The sequence below is a fragment of the Bradyrhizobium sp. USDA 4011 genome (assembly GCF_054063415.1).
In genome coordinates, this window is record NZ_JBSSGG010000001.1 from 7271795 (window position 1) to 7287459 (window position 15665).

General features: G+C 59.8%; 14 protein-coding genes. 7 read left to right on the top strand and 7 right to left on the bottom strand.

Annotated elements, in window-relative coordinates; translation table 11 throughout:
• Nucleotides 1-175: 175 nt before the first annotated feature.
• Complete coding sequence (locus tag ACVW1C_RS34210; RefSeq protein ID WP_456762040.1) at nucleotides 176-2719, top strand: EAL domain-containing protein; 2544 nt, start codon at nucleotides 176-178, stop codon at nucleotides 2717-2719.
• A gap of 165 nt (nucleotides 2720-2884) precedes the next feature.
• Here ACVW1C_RS34210 and ACVW1C_RS34215 read toward each other — a convergent pair whose 3' ends face one another.
• The gene (locus tag ACVW1C_RS34215; RefSeq protein WP_456756671.1) at nucleotides 2885-4177 is read right to left on the bottom strand and encodes an IS701 family transposase; all 1293 of its coding nucleotides are present in this window, start codon (nucleotides 4175-4177) and stop codon (nucleotides 2885-2887) included.
• A 356-nt stretch (nucleotides 4178-4533) separates the two neighbouring features.
• The gene (locus tag ACVW1C_RS34220) at nucleotides 4534-5196 is read right to left on the bottom strand and encodes a helix-turn-helix domain-containing protein (protein ID WP_456762041.1); all 663 of its coding nucleotides are present in this window, start codon (nucleotides 5194-5196) and stop codon (nucleotides 4534-4536) included.
• Nucleotides 5197-5818: 622 nt separating this feature from the next.
• Between ACVW1C_RS34220 and ACVW1C_RS34225 the strand changes: the two genes are divergently transcribed.
• Together ACVW1C_RS34225 and ACVW1C_RS34230 are read left to right on the top strand one after the other, a co-directional pair.
• Nucleotides 5819-7345 carry a DUF3300 domain-containing protein gene (locus ACVW1C_RS34225; protein ID WP_456762042.1) on the top strand — a complete coding sequence of 509 codons (1527 nt, stop codon included), beginning with the start codon at nucleotides 5819-5821 and terminating at the stop codon, nucleotides 7343-7345.
• Nucleotides 7346-7435: 90 nt separating this feature from the next.
• Nucleotides 7436-7864, top strand: coding sequence for a universal stress protein (locus tag ACVW1C_RS34230; RefSeq protein WP_456762043.1), 429 nt, complete (start codon nucleotides 7436-7438; stop codon nucleotides 7862-7864).
• A 173-nt stretch (nucleotides 7865-8037) separates the two neighbouring features.
• On the opposite strand, the gene ACVW1C_RS34235 is transcribed toward ACVW1C_RS34230, so the two are convergent.
• A complete protein-coding gene (locus tag ACVW1C_RS34235; protein WP_456762044.1) occupies nucleotides 8038-8388 on the bottom strand; it encodes a hypothetical protein in 351 nt (116 codons plus the stop codon).
• Between the two features lie 338 nt (nucleotides 8389-8726).
• Between ACVW1C_RS34235 and ACVW1C_RS34240 the strand changes: the two genes are divergently transcribed.
• Nucleotides 8727-9443, top strand: a complete 717-nt coding sequence (locus ACVW1C_RS34240; RefSeq protein WP_456762045.1) for a Crp/Fnr family transcriptional regulator — start codon at nucleotides 8727-8729, stop codon at nucleotides 9441-9443.
• Between the two features lie 197 nt (nucleotides 9444-9640).
• On the opposite strand, the gene ACVW1C_RS34245 is transcribed toward ACVW1C_RS34240, so the two are convergent.
• Nucleotides 9641-10879 carry a cupin domain-containing protein gene (locus ACVW1C_RS34245; protein ID WP_456762046.1) on the bottom strand — a complete coding sequence of 413 codons (1239 nt, stop codon included), beginning with the start codon at nucleotides 10877-10879 and terminating at the stop codon, nucleotides 9641-9643.
• 410 nt (nucleotides 10880-11289) lie between these two features.
• Between ACVW1C_RS34245 and ACVW1C_RS34250 the strand changes: the two genes are divergently transcribed.
• A complete protein-coding gene (locus ACVW1C_RS34250; protein WP_456762047.1) occupies nucleotides 11290-11478 on the top strand; it encodes a hypothetical protein in 189 nt (62 codons plus the stop codon).
• A gap of 419 nt (nucleotides 11479-11897) precedes the next feature.
• Here ACVW1C_RS34250 and bfr read toward each other — a convergent pair whose 3' ends face one another.
• Nucleotides 11898-12380, bottom strand: a complete 483-nt coding sequence (gene bfr, locus ACVW1C_RS34255) for a bacterioferritin (protein WP_456762048.1) — start codon at nucleotides 12378-12380, stop codon at nucleotides 11898-11900.
• A 226-nt stretch (nucleotides 12381-12606) separates the two neighbouring features.
• On the opposite strand from bfr, the gene ACVW1C_RS34260 reads away from it, so the two are divergent.
• Both ACVW1C_RS34260 and ACVW1C_RS34265 read left to right on the top strand, forming a co-directional pair.
• Nucleotides 12607-12975: a VOC family protein gene (locus ACVW1C_RS34260; RefSeq protein ID WP_456762049.1), complete on the top strand. Its 369-nt coding sequence runs from the start codon at nucleotides 12607-12609 to the stop codon at nucleotides 12973-12975.
• Nucleotides 12976-13096: 121 nt separating this feature from the next.
• Nucleotides 13097-14017 (top strand): complex I NDUFA9 subunit family protein, encoded by a 921-nt coding sequence (locus ACVW1C_RS34265; protein WP_456762050.1) that lies wholly within the window; start codon nucleotides 13097-13099, stop codon nucleotides 14015-14017.
• 343 nt (nucleotides 14018-14360) lie between these two features.
• Here the strand turns inward: ACVW1C_RS34265 and ACVW1C_RS34270 are convergent, their stop codons facing one another.
• Nucleotides 14361-14810, bottom strand: a complete 450-nt coding sequence (locus tag ACVW1C_RS34270; protein ID WP_456762051.1) for a DUF2721 domain-containing protein — start codon at nucleotides 14808-14810, stop codon at nucleotides 14361-14363.
• A 68-nt stretch (nucleotides 14811-14878) separates the two neighbouring features.
• Nucleotides 14879-15631, bottom strand: coding sequence for a hypothetical protein (locus ACVW1C_RS34275; protein WP_456762052.1), 753 nt, complete (start codon nucleotides 15629-15631; stop codon nucleotides 14879-14881).
• Nucleotides 15632-15665: the final 34 nt, after the last annotated feature.

Below are 15665 nucleotides of genomic sequence, written 5' to 3' on the forward strand. Positions count from 1 at the left end.
GGCGAAGAACTGTTCAGACTAAGTCGCGTCCCGACACTTGGTGCCGGTTGCAGAATTCACCGAAACTACACCAAAGATGCCGAAGAACCCCGGTTTGTCGCCGCCATCGCTCCAAGGTTGTGGCGCTCTATGCTAGCGTATTGGTTGCGCACGCTAGCGTTGTAGTTGGGGACCGATGGCCGCTCGCAAATTGTCGCAAGGGCAGGCCCCGACCCGGGAAGCGCGCCGCCGCTGGCATGAGGAGCGATCGCTGCGCTGCGCCATCAGATTGGCCCGCATGGGTTATTGGGAGTCGCAGAGTGCCGCGGCGACCGATCTCTGGATATCGCCCGAGCTCGCCGCCTTCTACGAATTCGAAACGGTCGACGGCTTCGTTCCCATCGCCACGGTGCGCGAGCGCTATTTGCCCGAGAGCCGGAAGGTTCTGGAGGCGCATTACGCGGCCTGCTGGGCGGAGGGGCGGCCCTATGCGGTGCGGACGCGGCTCCGCAGTCCCGATGGCAGCCTGCTCGACTGCGTGGTGCATGGCGAGCCGGAATTCGACGCGCGCGGTCAGGTCCGGCGCGTGTCGGGCATTGTCCGCGACGTCACGGAGGAGACCTCCGCGCTGCGGCGCCTGACGGAGAGCGAGCAACGGCTGGCCGATTTTGTCTCTACCGCCTCGGACTGGTGCTGGGAGAGCGACGCTGCCCACCGGCTGCTGCCCTATCCCAAATCGCTGGCCGGCAACGCGGCCTTCCAGACCGTGGCGTCCGGCGGCAAGGCGCGCTGGGAACTGGCTTACGCGCCCGAGGACGCGGAGGCCATGGCGCGGCACCGGGCCGACATGGAGGCCCATCGCCCTTTTCGCGACTTCATTTATACGCTGATCGGCGAGGACGGGTCGCGCGTCAGTATCTGCACCAGCGGCAAGCCCATCTACGCCGATGATGGCACCTTTCTCGGCTATCGCGGCACGTCCAGCGACATCACCCAGCTCAGGGCGGCCAAGGCTTTGCTCGACCAGCGCACGCGGGCGCTGGAGGAAGCCCATCGGCTCGGCAAGATCGGCACCTGGAGCTACCGTCTGGACACCGGCCGTACGACCTGGGCGCCCGAACTCTACCAGCTTCTCGGCTTCGGCCCCGACACGTTCGAGCCGACCGATGAGAGCATGAGGCCCTATTTCGTGGACGGCGACGCCGACCGCTTCAAGGACCTGCAGAGGAGGGTCGTCCGCACCCGAAGGACCGAGGCCACCGACCTGCGCATCCTGCACGCGGACGGCACGGCCCGCGATCTGGCTGTCATCTGCAAGGCGGAGGTTGCCCACGACAAGGTCATCGGCATCATCGGCACCGTGCAGGACGTCACCGAGCGCAAGGAGGCTGAGCGACAACTCGAGCAGCTCGCCTATACCGACCCTTTGACCGGGCTCGCCAATCGCGCGCTGTTCACACGCCAGCTCGCCGCCCTGATCGAGGGCTGCACCCGGCAAGACCGGGGCGCCGCGCTGCTGCTCATCGATCTCGATCGCTTCAAAGAGGTCAATGATTCCCTCGGCCATGCCGCCGGCGACAAACTGCTGATCCAGGTGGCGGCTGCGCTGCGGCAGGAGCTGGGGCCGCGCGCCTTCATCGCCCGGCTCGGCGGCGACGAATTCGCGGTGCTGGCGGAGGGACGCGGCATGTCCGACGCCGCGCTGACCGGGCTTGCCGATCGGCTCATCGGCAAGCTGTCCGTCCCCGTCGATCTCGCCGAGGGCGAGGCCTTGGTCGGCGCCACCATCGGCATCGCCCGCCTGCCGGAGCATGGGGCGACGGCGGAGACCGCCGTGCGCAATGCGGACTTGGCGCTCTATATGGCCAAGGAGGCCGGGCGCGGCCGGGCGCAACTGTTCGAACCGGTCTATGCCCAGGCAGTCGATCAAAGGCTCGATCTCGGCCGGCATCTGCGCCACGCGGTTGAGGCCGGCACCCTTCAGGCGCATTACCAGCCGCAAGTGGACCTGAGGACCGGCCGCGTCACCAGCTTCGAGGCGCTGCTGCGCTGGACCCATCCCGAGCGCGGACCAATCTCGCCGGCGGAGTTCATCCCGATCGCCGAAAGCTCCGGGCTCATCGTCGATCTCGGCCTGTGGGTGCTGCGCGAGGCCTGCCGGCAGGGCCGCGCCTGGCTCGATGCCGGGTTGCCGCCGCGCTCCGTCTCGGTCAACGTCTCGCCGGCGCAGATCTGGAACGTGGATTTCGATGCGGCCGTCGCGGCGGTGCTGGCGGAAACCGGCTTTCCGGCGAAGCTGCTCTGCCTGGAGCTGACCGAAAGCCTGTTCGTGGATCATTCCGAGCAGCGGATCAGCCGCACGCTGACGGCGCTCTCCGGTCTCGGCGTCCGGCTGGCGCTGGACGATTTCGGCTCGGGCTATTCCTCGCTCGGCTATCTCACGCGCCTGCCGTTCCACTGGCTGAAGGTGGACCGCGCCTTCGTGGGCGGCATTTCCAGCGCGCCGGAGAAGCGCAAGCTGCTCGGCGGCATCATCGCCCTGTCGCACGGCCTGGGCATGACTGTCGTGGCGGAGGGAGCCGAATTGCCGGCCGAAGTGGACGTGCTCGGCGGGCTCGATTGCGACCTGGTTCAGGGCTTCGTGTTTTCCCCGCCCGTCACCGCCGACCAGGCGCCGCTGGTGGCCGCCAGCATCGAGCGCGAGGCGTGCCGGATCCAGAAAAAACGCAATCGCCTTTAGGCGAACACCGCTTTGGCCGCATTGTTCTGCCCGTGGCTTTGCCTCGATGGCGGCAACGGACGAACTAGCTAGCACTACTTTGGCAGAATGTGTTTGCGCCACTGTTTTTCACGGATTTTCTTTCGGCAATATGGGCACTGCTGAGGCGGGGGTCGAAGGATGAGATCAACGATGGCGTGACGTACGGCGGGCATGGTTGGCTGAGGCGGAGGCCCGTTGATTCTTTTTTTTCCGCCCCGCGTATGCGAGGCGACGATGTTGCAGGAAGGCGTAAGCAATCATTGTCATCAGGGCATGGCGATGAAGACCCTGCCAGGATCGCCCTTCGAAGTGATCAAGTCCGAGCTCCTCCTTCAACTGCTGATGCGCCTGCTCACAAATCCATCTTGCCTTAATGGTGGCGGCCAGTGTGCGCAGATCCGTCGTCGCAGGGAGATTGGCGAGATAGTATTTCTTTTCCCCCGAGGCACGTTGCTCGCCAATGAGCCAAGCTTCGTCGCCCGGGAGATGCTGCTGACCCTTATCCCATATCCGCTGCGGAGGGCCGTCGGCGGTGCGGACACGGAGAGCAGCAAATCGGGCTTTCAGCCGACCTTTCGTCCCGCTGCGCCAACTCACGGCTTTCCATTTGGCGCTGGCCAACATTTGTTCTGCCGCAATCGATAAGATATCGGGCACGTGGTGCTTTCGTGGTTTCCCGCGGACTTTGGTAATCGGCCAAATGAGCTTCACGTCGACCGGATACACCTTCAGGTGCCGAGGGATGCCGACAGCCCAGGCCAGCCCGCGCTCTGTTAGCCCTTGTCGAAATGGTGCGCTAAGTCCGTATCCTGCATCCGCCAGCACACATCCGAAGCGCACGTTGGCTGCCATCGCGCGGTCAATCTCGGCCAACGCAATTTCCGGCTTGGACCGTGGCGTTCGGTGTTCGACTGGCACGCGAGCGCGCTTCAAACGAGATACGTCGCTTGTCCAACTGTCAGGCAGAAAGAGACGTAACGCGACCATCACTGGCACTTCGCCGCGCGCAAGCGTCAAAGACACCAGCGTTTGGCAATTTGCCGTTTTGCCGAGAGCCGATGCGTATTGAGGCGCAACACCAACCGAGCGTTCGCCCTTCTTCGGCAGTGAGGTGTCATCAATAACCAGCACCGCGTCCCTGCCGCCGACAAGTCGGTCCGCCTGGTTGAGCAACTCCGTCTCCAGCGGCGTCGCGTCCCAGACACCGTCCGCAATGAAATGGTGCAGCTGATCGTAGTTGCCCGAGGCAAGGCGCTCCGCCATCGGCTGAACGCTCTTGCGATCGCCAGGACCGATTAGTCCCGCAACATACAGAGGACACATCCGCTGCCGAGTCTTATGACCCAGCCGGTCCAAGAACGGCATCAGCCAACGTTCGAGTTCGTCTTCCCATCCCGCCATGGTCAGCCCTCCAAGAGCCGACCACCCATGAATCATTGAAAAATTGATTCGGGAATCCTATAAAGCAAGGCAAAACCGACATTCTGCCAAAGTAGTGCTAGGCCGTGTACTCATCAATCGGAGTTGGATGAGGGGTCGCTTGATGTCCGCTCTCATCCTGACAGCGGCGAGAAGGCGGACCTCGCCGGAGGTTCGAGAAGGGCCAAAAGGGGCAATCGAAACGACAAGGCAACTGAGGCCTTCTTAGAGAGAGCGACCCCAGCAACCTTGGGGGGCATTAGGGGCCGCGTGCTGGGGCCGTCCACCCGCCCGAGGCCATTGGCCAAGTCGGGCAGGTCTCGAGACGACTGATGCCGTGTTGAAGAACAGGTCGCGATCCGCGGCGCTGGAGTTCACGCGTCGAGTTTTGCGAGACCATCTCGGTCCATCAGCACGATTTTTCTATGTGTGATCTCATCGAGCCAGAGCATCCTTCTGTCTCTCATCACTTTGAGTGAGCGCGATACGGTTTCCAGGGTCAGGCCGAGATAATCGGCTATATCGCGCCGGTTCATCGGCAGGATTAATTCATCGGGATGAACGAGCCGTTCGTCCATTTCGAGCAGGAACGCTGCGACCTTCTCCAGCGCACTCTTTCGGCCCAGCAGAAGCATGTGGTTCTCAGCGTGCTGAAGGCTGAGAGTAATCAAGCCGAGAAGATTTTTGGCGCCGCCATCCTCCCTTGTCATGATCTCAAGAAGGCTGTGCCGCCGCATTATGCGAACTTTGGTGTCAATGATCGCCTCGGCGCCAAAGCGATGGCTTCCACCACTCTCCAATCCGAATATGTCTCCGGTCAGGTGAAATGAGTTGATTTGGCGGCGACCGTCTGAAAGCAGCTTATAAGTCCGCACCGCGCCATAGATGATTTGGTAGACGTACTCTGCCTCATCATGCTCGCCGAAAAGCTCAACCCCTTTGCGAAACTTGAACTCACCGGAGGAAAGCCGCCCTCCAGCAAAGGCAGCTAAGCGTCCGTCGCAAGGATGGTGGCTGTGTGCATTGCCCCTCAGCATCGTGAACTCCCGTACACTAACTAAACGCTAGGCGAACGGCAGGCGACTGAAGTCAACCTATCAACTAGAGATAAGCTTTGCGATCTTGCAGGAAAAAGGGAACTTCGTAAATGGCTGCGTGCGACCCGCGATATGAGGACGCAATGGGTCGGATGAAATTCGGCAAAACTCCCGTGGTTTTACGGTGACCTTGTCGCATTGACGACCGAGAACGAAGGCGATTTCTGGCGCTCGCATGCATTTGTTTCAATGACGCTCAAAGATGGCTAGGTATTATTGTTGTCGACTTATGCACGCGTTCGTTGATCTAGATCAATGATCTGACGGTCCGATCGATGCAGCCCAGACGTCTTGCCGAATAGCTGTAATGTCGCCTTTGGATCAAAAAGCGTCGTTTTGACAGCTCGTCTGCTACGTCCGGTCTTCACCGAATAGCGGACATCCTTAGGCTCAGGCAGCATGACTCGGAGTAGTCCGCAACGCGGGCCATTTCATCCTTTGATTTAGATCAATCGACATCGCCGCTTCCGCCAGTTGGATTGCAGTCCTCAGCTTTGCTATCGGGAGCACAAAGCACATGCGGTTCCTTAGAACGGCCTGCTGGATATGCGCTTTCCTTGGAATGCTGCACGTCAGCATTCTTCCGGCACGAAGCCAGGGCGGCGGTACGAGCACGCAGACGCCAGGCAGCGCGCCTACTCAGCCACCAAACGCCGCGCCCCCGCCGGCTCCAACGCAACCGGCTCTGAAGCCGGCCGAGCTCGATGCGCTGGTGGCGCCGGTCGCGTTGTACGCGGATACGCTGCTTGCGAACGTGCTGATGGCATCGACCTATCCGCTCGAGGTGGTGCGGGCCGAGCGCTGGGTGAACCAGAACAAGAACCTGATCGGAGACGCGCTCAAGGCCGCGGCGGAGAAACAGGCCTGGGACGCAAGCGTCAAGTCGCTGGTGGCGGCGCCCTCCGTTCTACAGATGTTGAGCGAACATCTCGATTGGACGCAGAAGCTCGGCGAGGCGTTCCTTGCGCAGGAGCAGGACGTGATGGACGCCGTGCAGCGGATGCGCGCGAGGGCTTACGAGAGGAAGAAGCTCGTGACGACCAAAGAGCAGGTCGTGAACGTGAAGGAGGAGCAGAGCCGGCAGGTCATCTCGATCGAACCCGCTGTGACGGACGCCCTTTACGTTCCCTATTATGAACCGCAGGTGGTCTACGGCGATTGGCCATACGCCGACTATCCGGCGTACCCCTACTACTGGGGATATCCTGGCTACATCGCCGCCGGCGTAATCGCGACCGGTCTCGCGTTCGGCGGAGCCTACGCGCTCGGGCGCTGGGCGTCCGGCCGATACTGGGGCGGCGGTGGCTACTGGGGCGGCAGCAGCATCAATTGGGCTGGCGGAGGCATCAACGTAAATCGCGGCGCCCATGTCGAGCACTGGCGGCACGATCCGGCGCATCGGGGAGGCGCGCGGTACAACAATGCAAACTTGCAGCAGAGGTTTGGTGGCGCCAATCGCGCGGGTGCCGGCATCGCCGCCGGCGCAGCAGGTATCGGCGCCGGTATTGCCGCCCGGCAGGGGCTGGGGAGGGGCGCGAAGGGTGCCAACGTAGCCGATCGCGCTCGACGCGCTGGCGGCAACGCGCGCGTTGGTAATCGTCAGGCCCTGCACCGGGCAGCGGGTGCCCGAAGTGCGAGAGCAGGCAACCGAGCAGCTTCCAGGGCCGGACATTTCAGGTCTGCTGCAGGCGTGCGTCGTGGCGGCGGGGCGCGGTTCGCGGGCGGCGGACACCGGGCTGCAGCATTCCGCGGCGGCGGCGGCTTCCGTGGTGGCGGCGGCGGTTTCCGGGGCGGCGGAGGTCGCGGTGGTGGGCGCCGGTCGGATATCATGGTGAAACACGATGTCGTGCTGCTGGGCCGGTTCGACAACGGTCTCGGTTATTACCGCTTCGCCTACAATGGCAGCGAGAAGGTCTATGTCGGGGTAATTGCGCAAGAGGTCAGAGTTGTACGACCTGATGCGGTCGCTGTGGGTCGCGACGGCTACCTTCGGGTGTCGTACGAACGGCTCGGACTGCCCTTCCGATCCTATGACGATTGGGTCGCATCCGGAGGCCGGCTGCCAAAGTTGGCCGGCCGCCCGCACTGAGAAGCCTCACCGGCGGTCGGGCCGGCGACGAACCATTGCGCGTTGGGTCGATTTCGGAAGGCATACATCCAGACCATCGGGAGGTGAAGCTTGTACCGGCATATTCTCATTCCGACAGATGGGTCGGAGCTAGCGGAGCATGGGGTGGCGCATGGGTTGGCGCTGGCAAAATCCGTTGGAGCCAAAGTATCCGTAATCTTCGTTGTGGAGCCGTTTTCCGAAATGACAGGGCGGTTTCGCGAAACAGTCGCAAGATATGCTGAGCTGCGCAAGGAAGAGGCCACGAGTGCGTTGGATCGCGCGGCAAATGCGGCCAAGGAGGCCGGTGTTTCCTGCGAGACGGTTCAAGTGGAGAGCGGGCAACCCCATCAAGCCATCATAGCAGCAGCCGAGGACAAAGGCTGCGATCTCATTGTTATGTCATCGCATGGGCGCAGCGGCCTTTCCATGGTTCTGATCGGTAGTGTGACAAACAAAGTGCTGACGCAGTCGAAAACCCCCGTACTGGTTTGTCAGTGAATGTGCATACCGCTCGATGGGTCAAATAAACGCGCCGGGAGATGGAGAAAATTTCCAAACTCGGAAGTCGGAGGGTGCAGCCGTGACGTCCGGTTTTCCTCCGTCACCGGATTTTCGATAGCCGGCGCTGCACTTCCGAAAAGGGCCACAAGTAGTCGTCACTAGATTTCGCATCACTGCGGCTTAAGGAAAACGCTGTAGCGGAAATTCGGGGGGTGAGGATCGACCCATTCATATCCCGGCGGTGGAGGCGGAAAAATCAGATCGTCAAGCTTGGGCAATTTGTTTTGCTTCAACCACGGCAAGTGGCCCTCGATTGAGTGGGTGACAGGATCGTCGGTAATCTCAACCGTCGCTGTTTTGAGCTTAACACCTGGACCAAAAGCACCAGCTAAATTCGACGGGTCGACCAAGGACATGCTTGTCGGGTTGTTCGGATCACTAAATCCTACGAGAACCGGAAGCTGTTTGAGAGAAATATCCGCCTTCGGCTTCAGTCGCTTTACTTCATCAAGATGGACCATGTACCTCTCGGCGGCTGATAATCGGTCGGGTGGGTTGCTGATGTAAGTGACCGGTCCCAAAAATGGATCCACCGCGTAGCCGCCGCCTCCATCCCAACCGCGCGAGCGTATCCAATCAGGGGCAACCAGTGTCGCAACAAGCAGTCCTCGTCGTCCCAGATCGACAACAACACCTTAATGCCGCTTCCCATGCTCGATGTGAAAAAATACCGCATTCGGACAACCAATCGGCATAATTGACGTAGCGGGATGATATTTAACTTCTGCGCTCGTTCCGGGCGTATGGTGGGGTGGAACCGGACGGCTTCCTATCTCGAACGGTTGACAAGGAACATAAGATGCCGATCGAGATGATGATCCGCAAGCTGCGGCAGCACTCTGAGTTGCCCAACGAAGATGTTCAAGCCCTCCGGTCGATCGTCGCGCCGGTGAAGAGTTTGCCGCCAGATTCACCGATCGTTCGCGAGGGGGACGATAGCATCCAATGCTGCGTGGTTCTGAGCGGCTTCGCCTATCGGTCCAAAGTGTCGGAAGACGGCAAGCGACAGATCCTATCGTTTCACATCGCGGGCGACATACCCGATCTTCATGGGCTGGTATTGAAGCGGATGGATCACGACCTGACGACGCTCTCAAAAGCGCAGGTTGGTTTTATCGATCACGATGAGCTCGAACGGACCCTTGGTACGCGACCGGCTTTGGCTAGAGCGCTCTGGCGCGAGTCGCTTGTTGACGCCGCGCTGTTCCGGCAATGGATCGTCAATCTGGGCACACGATCGGCATCGGGACGTATGGCCTATTTGATTGCGGAATTGCGCCAGCGGCTTGGAGCGATGGATATGGTCGCCAACGAGCAGTTTGACTTCCCGGTTACTCAATCGAAGCTGGCCGACGCGCTTGGACTGAGCGTCGTGCATGTCAACCGCGTCCTGCAGGCGTTCCGAACCCAAGGCATTCTTGATTTCAAGCGCTCTGTCGTCACGCTGGGCGACCTCGAAAAGATCGCCCAACTCGGGGGCTTTGACAGCCTTGAGAACGATATCGGCGCGAAGTAGCGCCTGCTGCGGTCTGGGAGAAACGCGAGGGCTTCGCTTGGGGTCAAACTCGGAAGTCGGAGCGCGCGATCGTGACGCCCGCTTAACCCTCAACACCGGACTTTCAATAGCCAGCGCGGCATTTCCGAAAAGGGCCAGGAGCAGACTTCGCACCTGACCCATGAATGTCTCAATCGCCCTGAGCAGACAAGTAGCGTTCAGGTCTGTTTCATCTTGCTGATCGTAGACTCGGACACCCCCGCGAAATTGTTCACCAGCAAGTAGTTTGGGCTCGACCGCACCCACCGGTCGAGATCGATCTCTTCAAACTTGCCATTGTCCCACGTTTGCACGATTTCAAGGTCTTCGTCTCCGACGTTCTTGATCGCGTGCCCGAAACCCATAGGGATGTAAACCGCATCACCCGGGCTCACGTCGGTGACCTTGCTGCGCCCGCCCGATCCAAACAGCGCGACCTGCCCTTTGCCGCGCAGATAGTATTCCCATTCGTTCGCATTGGTGTGCCAATGCAGATTGCGCTGCTTTCCCTTCTCAATGATCATCAGGCCGCCAGACATGGTCCTGGAGGCCGGGAATTCGTCCATGGAGGCGAGGCGGAACGTGCCGCCCTCGAAGTCACGTACTGCCTTTTGGTCTCGCAGCAGCCTGAATTTGTGTGTCGACTCCCTCGGCCATGGTGCATCGAGCGCTTGCGAAATAGGCACAATCGGCCCCGCTTGTATGTAGGTTTCTCCTTTGGGGAAGGCGTCGAACAAATCCTTCGGCAGATTGAAATTGGCCGCCACGAGGTCCTTCGGCGTTACGTCAATCCAGTCTGTGATCGAAAAGGTACCGTGCTCCGAGAACGCACCATTGTCGAAGGACAGGATAAAGTGGCAAGGCTTGTCGCCGATAGTTTGGATCGAATGGCCGTGGCCTCTGGCGAAGTACCAAAGATCGCCCGGTTCGTAGTTGTTGATCTCGCTCGCGCCCGAAGGCTCGATCACCACTGTTTGGCATCGGCCGTCAATGACGAAGGCCCATTCGGCTGCTATGGCATGCCAATGTAGTTCGCGCGATGCTCCCGGGTTGAGGAACATGTGAACGCCCGCGAGCCCTTTGCTTACCGGGAGTTGATGTTCGGTCGATTCCTTTGCCCAACCGCCCGATGTAACTTTCGGAATGCTGCCATCGAGCGAATACTTGAAGTTTGGCATGGCCTCGATGTCTTTTGGGTCGTGGTAAGCGACCTTGGCGCCCGGCGGAAGCTGCACCGAGTTTCGGCCATACCCGCCGTCGCCTGGATTGCCGCGCTCGTCTGCGGCTGCTCCAGCCGCGTTCTGCATCAGGGCGAGCCCACTAGCGCCGAGCGCGGCTGCGCCTAAAAGAGCACGTCGAGTAGCGTCCATATGACACCTCCTTACGAACTCGCGCTGTTTCAGATCGTCGAATTGCATTCGACCCCGCCCAAACGGGCAGAGCAGGATTATATCGCAACGTTGGGGATCCTGTCAGAGGTATGGAGCACGCCAGTTTATGACCGCTCAGGGTCAAACTGAGACCTCGCACCGGCGGGGCGGCACTTCCGGTCTTCGTTCGGAAGCGGACATCGTCACGGCCGTCCGGCATGTCTCAAGAGGGCCAAACGCGGAAGTCGGAGGGCGTAACCGTGACGTCCGGTTTAGGGGCTTCTCTTATTCTGTTGACTTTAATGTGGCCAAGCATGCAGGCGACAATTCGGTCATCTTTTCTTTGAGGCAGGTGACCATGCGCTGGCGAGAGGGCTGCCGGATCACTGTCGGTCGGCGCATGTTTCTTGGGCCATTTCTGGGATTTGCTTAGTTGGCCGAACGCGTGAGGGCTGCAGATGTCGGACAATCCCCTTGACGTAATCGAAGCCGCCATTCGCTCCGCATTCACCAGTTACCCAAAGGAAGACGATCCCGATTGGAGAAGCCCGCATTGGATCAAGCCCGAAGAGTGCGCGCACTTGGCGCAGGGCATACTGCTGGAACTGCAGGCAAAGGGGTTTGAGATCGTGAAGAGGCAGACTTGATAGATCGACGGCGGTCCGTGTCCAGCCCGTCGGCGCACCTATCGCGCCAAACGTCACTCTCAATGTCGCCTTGGGGTCAAAAAGCGTCGTTTTGACAGCTCGTCTGCTACTTCCGGTCGTCACCGAATAGCGCACATCGTTAGGCTCAGGCAGCATGACTCGAAGTAGTCCGCAACGCAGGGTACAACGCGACCGGCGCCACCAGCGCATCGAGCGCTCGGCCGGCTCATGCATCGCAGCAGATGGAGCCCTTATTCGGTCCCTCGTTGGCGAGGGTAGCCTTGCCGGCTCTTCAACCCAGAGCGCTTCAGCGGTCTTGAGATTGATCACAACTCTAACGAGGCGGTGAGCCTTGCCGGAACGGACCTTCGTCAGCCAGCGCGGCATGACTGACAAGGGCCAAAGCAGTTGTTGGCACTTTAGTCCTTGTCGAGCTCTCCGATATGACGCTGGGCATATAGCTCAAGACCGATCCTCGCGACGAGTTCGATCTGGGTTTCCAAAAAATCGATATGCTCTTCCTCATCGTGCATGAGTTGCTCAAACAGATCCCGTGTCACGTAGTCTTCGACCTGATGGCAATGGGTCGCGGCTTCAGCGTAGAGGGAGCGCGCCGACAATTCGGCTTGCAAGTCGCTATCGAGCACGCCCTTCACGGTCTTCCCGATATGAAGGGATTCCAGCGTCTGCATATTGGGAGATCCATCGAGGAAGATAATGCGTTCGATGAGCTTGTCTGCATGTTGCATCTCTTCAATCGATTCCTTGCGCCACATCTTGGCCAGCACCTTGTAGCCCCAATTGTCGAGCAGGCGGTAGTGCAGCCAGTATTGGTTCACCGCGGTGAGCTCGTGGCGAAGCGCTTTGTTCAGGTATTCGATAACATTTTTATCGCCCTTCATGCTCTGCTCCTTTTCGCGTGTGCTGTTCGGATCGACTGGCTAAAGTTTAGAGCCTCTACATGTTCGGTTCGAACTGTTTGGGACGTCTACCGTTCGCCGTGAGCGGCGACGCATGGAAAGGGCCGCTCGGCGTTGACTTGCTGCCGTTCGTCGCACATGAGGTGGAGGTTAATCCCGCTGCCGCGGCAACAAAAGGCGCAGCGAAATCGAACAGGGGAGTTTGGCCATGATCGAGGGAGTCAGCGCGGTCACACTCGGCACGCATGAAATGCCACGGGCTGTCCAATTCTACCGTGCGCTGGGCTTTGAGGTACTGCATGGCGGCGAATCGTCGTCGTTCACTAGCTTTCGAGTAGGTACGAGCTACCTCAACCTCATCGACCAACCTGCCGAACGACGCTGGTCCTGGTGGGGTCGGGTCATCTTCTACGTCACCGATGTTGACGCGCTTTACGAACGCGCGCTCGCGGCAGGTTACAAGCCGGCGACCGTGCCCCGCGATGCCGAATGGGGTGAGCGCTTCTTCCACCTGGTTGATCCCGACGGCCACGAACTCAGTTTCGCTCGACCTTTGCTTCCGGCTTCCGTCCAATAGCGGATCGAAGCAGCCCGCATTCCAATAGTCGCTGCGAGAGGGTATTGTTCCGACAGACGGCCATCGCCCTGACGTCAGCTTCGGCTCGGGCTATGGCGCGGTCTCGAGCAAAGATCAAAGGATGGCAACGAACGGTCGCACCGTCACCGTATTCGGCGGAACCGGTTTTCTCGGCCGCCGCATCGTTCAGCATCTGCGCGATCGCGAGTTTCCCGTCCGGATCGCGTCAAGGCATCCAGATCGCGGGCGCAGTCAGTCTGGCCCTCATGATCCGCAACTTCAATTGGTCCAGGTCGATATTCACGACGTACGGTCTGTCGCGGATGCACTTGCCGGCGCTTACGCCGCCGTAAACGCGGTCAGCCTTTACGTCGAGCACGGTCGGGAGACGTTTCATTCCGTTCATGTTGAAGCCGCCCAACGGGTAGCAACCCAAGCGCGCTGGGCCGGAGTCGAAAGGCTCGTGCACATTTCAGGCATCGGCGCCGATGCCGCGTCTCAATCGCGGTACATCCGAGCGCGTGGCGAAGGCGAATTGGTGGTCGGGGCTGCCTTCGCCAACGCGCATATCATCCGACCGGCCGTCATGTTCGGACCGGACGATGCATTCGTCACGACCATCCTCAAGCTTCTCCGCCGGCTCCCAATCTACCCGATGTTCGGCCGCGGCTTGATGAGTCTGCAGCCTGCCTATGTGGAAGATGTGGCGGAAGCGACGGTTCGGATCATCCAGCGAGCCGAGACGCGACCGACGATCTTCGAGTGCGGCGGCCCTCGCGTCCACTCTTACGAGGAATTGGTCGGAATCGTCGCGCGCCAGGCTGATCTCGCGCCCATCCTGGTCCCCATCCCGTTCGCCGTTTGGCACGTGCTGGCATGGGCCTCCGAAATACTCCCGGAGCCACTTCTCACGCGCAATCAGGTGGAGCTCATGCAGATCGACACCGTGTCATCGCCGGAGATGCCTGGCTTTGTCGAACTTGGGATTTCGCCGTACTCGGTTGAGGCAATGCTCCAAGAGATGCTGTCGAAGCGCGGATGAAGAGGGCTCATCGGTTAAATCCGCTTCAGATGGCGGGTTCGCGCGCTACTGTTACAGGACGCTATGGTGTACCCGCCGTTCGGCGGCAGCGATATGACTGTGCGCCGTGCGCAGCTGCAGATGACGCGATGGGTCAATCGCGTCGTCTTTGCAGTCGGCCAGCTATTTCTGGTCTACCCTCAACTCCGGACATGTCGCTACATTGCGCCAACTGACGCGATGGGCCATCTGCGGACTCATGCACCGCAGCAGCAAAGCGGAACCATACGGGGTAATCGAGCGCAATCTTATGCGAGCGGGGCAGCTTCATCACGCCAAATGGAAAGCTCATGCCGCTAGCGGGTCAAACGTGAAGATCATTATCGTGGAGTGCAAGCCGTGCCTCTCGCGCAAGGTCGATGAGGGATAGGCAAAACAGCAAAAGCGCGGCGACGAACAATATCGCGACTCCATACTCATGCGCGAAGCTGAACATTGCGCTTACGAACGCGACGATGATGATGAGCGCGGTAAGGATTGCAGAAATGATCGAGCAGAGCAATGAGCGGTGAAGCAGAGCAGATCGACGCTTAAGACGCGGTATATCGGCCTTCAGGTAAGCCTTGTCGCCATCGACGATGCTGTGCAGATACTGCGATCGGTCGATGACGCGGTTGATCCTGGAGACCAGCACCGAAATGAACGCGGCAACAGCGCCTAACAGAAATGCTGGCGCCGCAACAGTGGCGATAATCCGGCTTAGTTGGTCAATCGAAGGGGGCGCCATTGGCAGCAGTTCAATCACGTTTTGCATGGAGAGCTTTTGCGTGCGCAATGAACATTGAATAGGCTCGGCCTTGCCACCACAGCCTGTCCGTTCTCTTACGATTTGTTCGGCCTGTAATTAGGAATGCGCGTCCAGTACTGATGATATTCATCTCCGATAGCGTAGATGGTCTGATCCGATTTAAGGTCCAACACCAGATCCTCGCTCAGGTCACGGGTGCGGAATTTCCAACCGCTGGGCAGCTTCAACTTCTCACCAAGCTCCGCGAGCGCCTCAGTTGGAAACTTTGCCTCGTGTGCCTGCAGGACGTAGACGTTGCCGTCGGGATCGATAAGCTCGTAGACTGGCTTGCCCTTGGCGTACACCATCTTCTGAGTCTTCTTCGGGCTGAAGACTTTGTACGGCTTGGAACCCGTCGCGGCTTCCAAAGCCGTGAGGAGCGGCAGCCTGGCAACCCACCGTGCCTCGACGCCTCCGAACGAAGCCTTCTCGCCGAACAACACCGTTTGTGTGTCCATCATCCAAAAGTGAGGTCCGTTCTTTTCAACCTTGAGGGCGTGGTATCGCCGCCGGAGTTTCCTCAGGTCCAACGCATTCCACAGTTGGGCAGAGCAATCACTGACCCCCGTCGTGTTGTAAACTTCGATACCTCTAAATTTCACGACGAGGATTTCGCAGAAGCGCATGTCCCGCGTGTTGTCGATCGTATCCGGTTTGAGCGTTCCCTGCTGTCCCTGCACCGGCGAGACGCTGCCGAGCACGAAGGCGGACGCCGCAATGAGGCCGACTTTGCGAAACCGCGCTGCTGGTGATGCTTCTCTTCTTTGGTGAATGCCATTGCTGTTCATGTTTCGGCCCAATGCTGCTCGCTGTCTAAGCGTC

Excerpts from the sequence above, each read along its gene's own strand:
- ACVW1C_RS34210 (WP_456762040.1), top strand. The coding sequence starts at position 176 with ATGGCCGCTCGCAAATTGTCGCAAGGGCAGGCCCCGACCCGGGAAGCG.
- ACVW1C_RS34215 (WP_456756671.1), bottom strand. The coding sequence starts at position 4,177 with ATGATTCATGGGTGGTCGGCTCTTGGAGGGCTGACCATGGCGGGATGG.
- ACVW1C_RS34220 (WP_456762041.1), bottom strand. The coding sequence starts at position 5,196 with ATGCTGAGGGGCAATGCACACAGCCACCATCCTTGCGACGGACGCTTA.
- ACVW1C_RS34225 (WP_456762042.1), top strand. The coding sequence starts at position 5,819 with ATGCTGCACGTCAGCATTCTTCCGGCACGAAGCCAGGGCGGCGGTACG.
- ACVW1C_RS34235 (WP_456762044.1), bottom strand. The coding sequence starts at position 8,388 with ATGGTCCATCTTGATGAAGTAAAGCGACTGAAGCCGAAGGCGGATATT.
- ACVW1C_RS34240 (WP_456762045.1), top strand. The coding sequence starts at position 8,727 with ATGCCGATCGAGATGATGATCCGCAAGCTGCGGCAGCACTCTGAGTTG.
- ACVW1C_RS34245 (WP_456762046.1), bottom strand. The coding sequence starts at position 10,879 with ATGCAATTCGACGATCTGAAACAGCGCGAGTTCGTAAGGAGGTGTCAT.
- ACVW1C_RS34250 (WP_456762047.1), top strand. The coding sequence starts at position 11,290 with ATGTCGGACAATCCCCTTGACGTAATCGAAGCCGCCATTCGCTCCGCA.
- bfr (WP_456762048.1), bottom strand. The coding sequence starts at position 12,380 with ATGAAGGGCGATAAAAATGTTATCGAATACCTGAACAAAGCGCTTCGC.
- ACVW1C_RS34260 (WP_456762049.1), top strand. The coding sequence starts at position 12,607 with ATGATCGAGGGAGTCAGCGCGGTCACACTCGGCACGCATGAAATGCCA.
- ACVW1C_RS34265 (WP_456762050.1), top strand. The coding sequence starts at position 13,097 with ATGGCAACGAACGGTCGCACCGTCACCGTATTCGGCGGAACCGGTTTT.
- ACVW1C_RS34270 (WP_456762051.1), bottom strand. The coding sequence starts at position 14,810 with ATGCAAAACGTGATTGAACTGCTGCCAATGGCGCCCCCTTCGATTGAC.
- ACVW1C_RS34275 (WP_456762052.1), bottom strand. The coding sequence starts at position 15,631 with ATGAACAGCAATGGCATTCACCAAAGAAGAGAAGCATCACCAGCAGCG.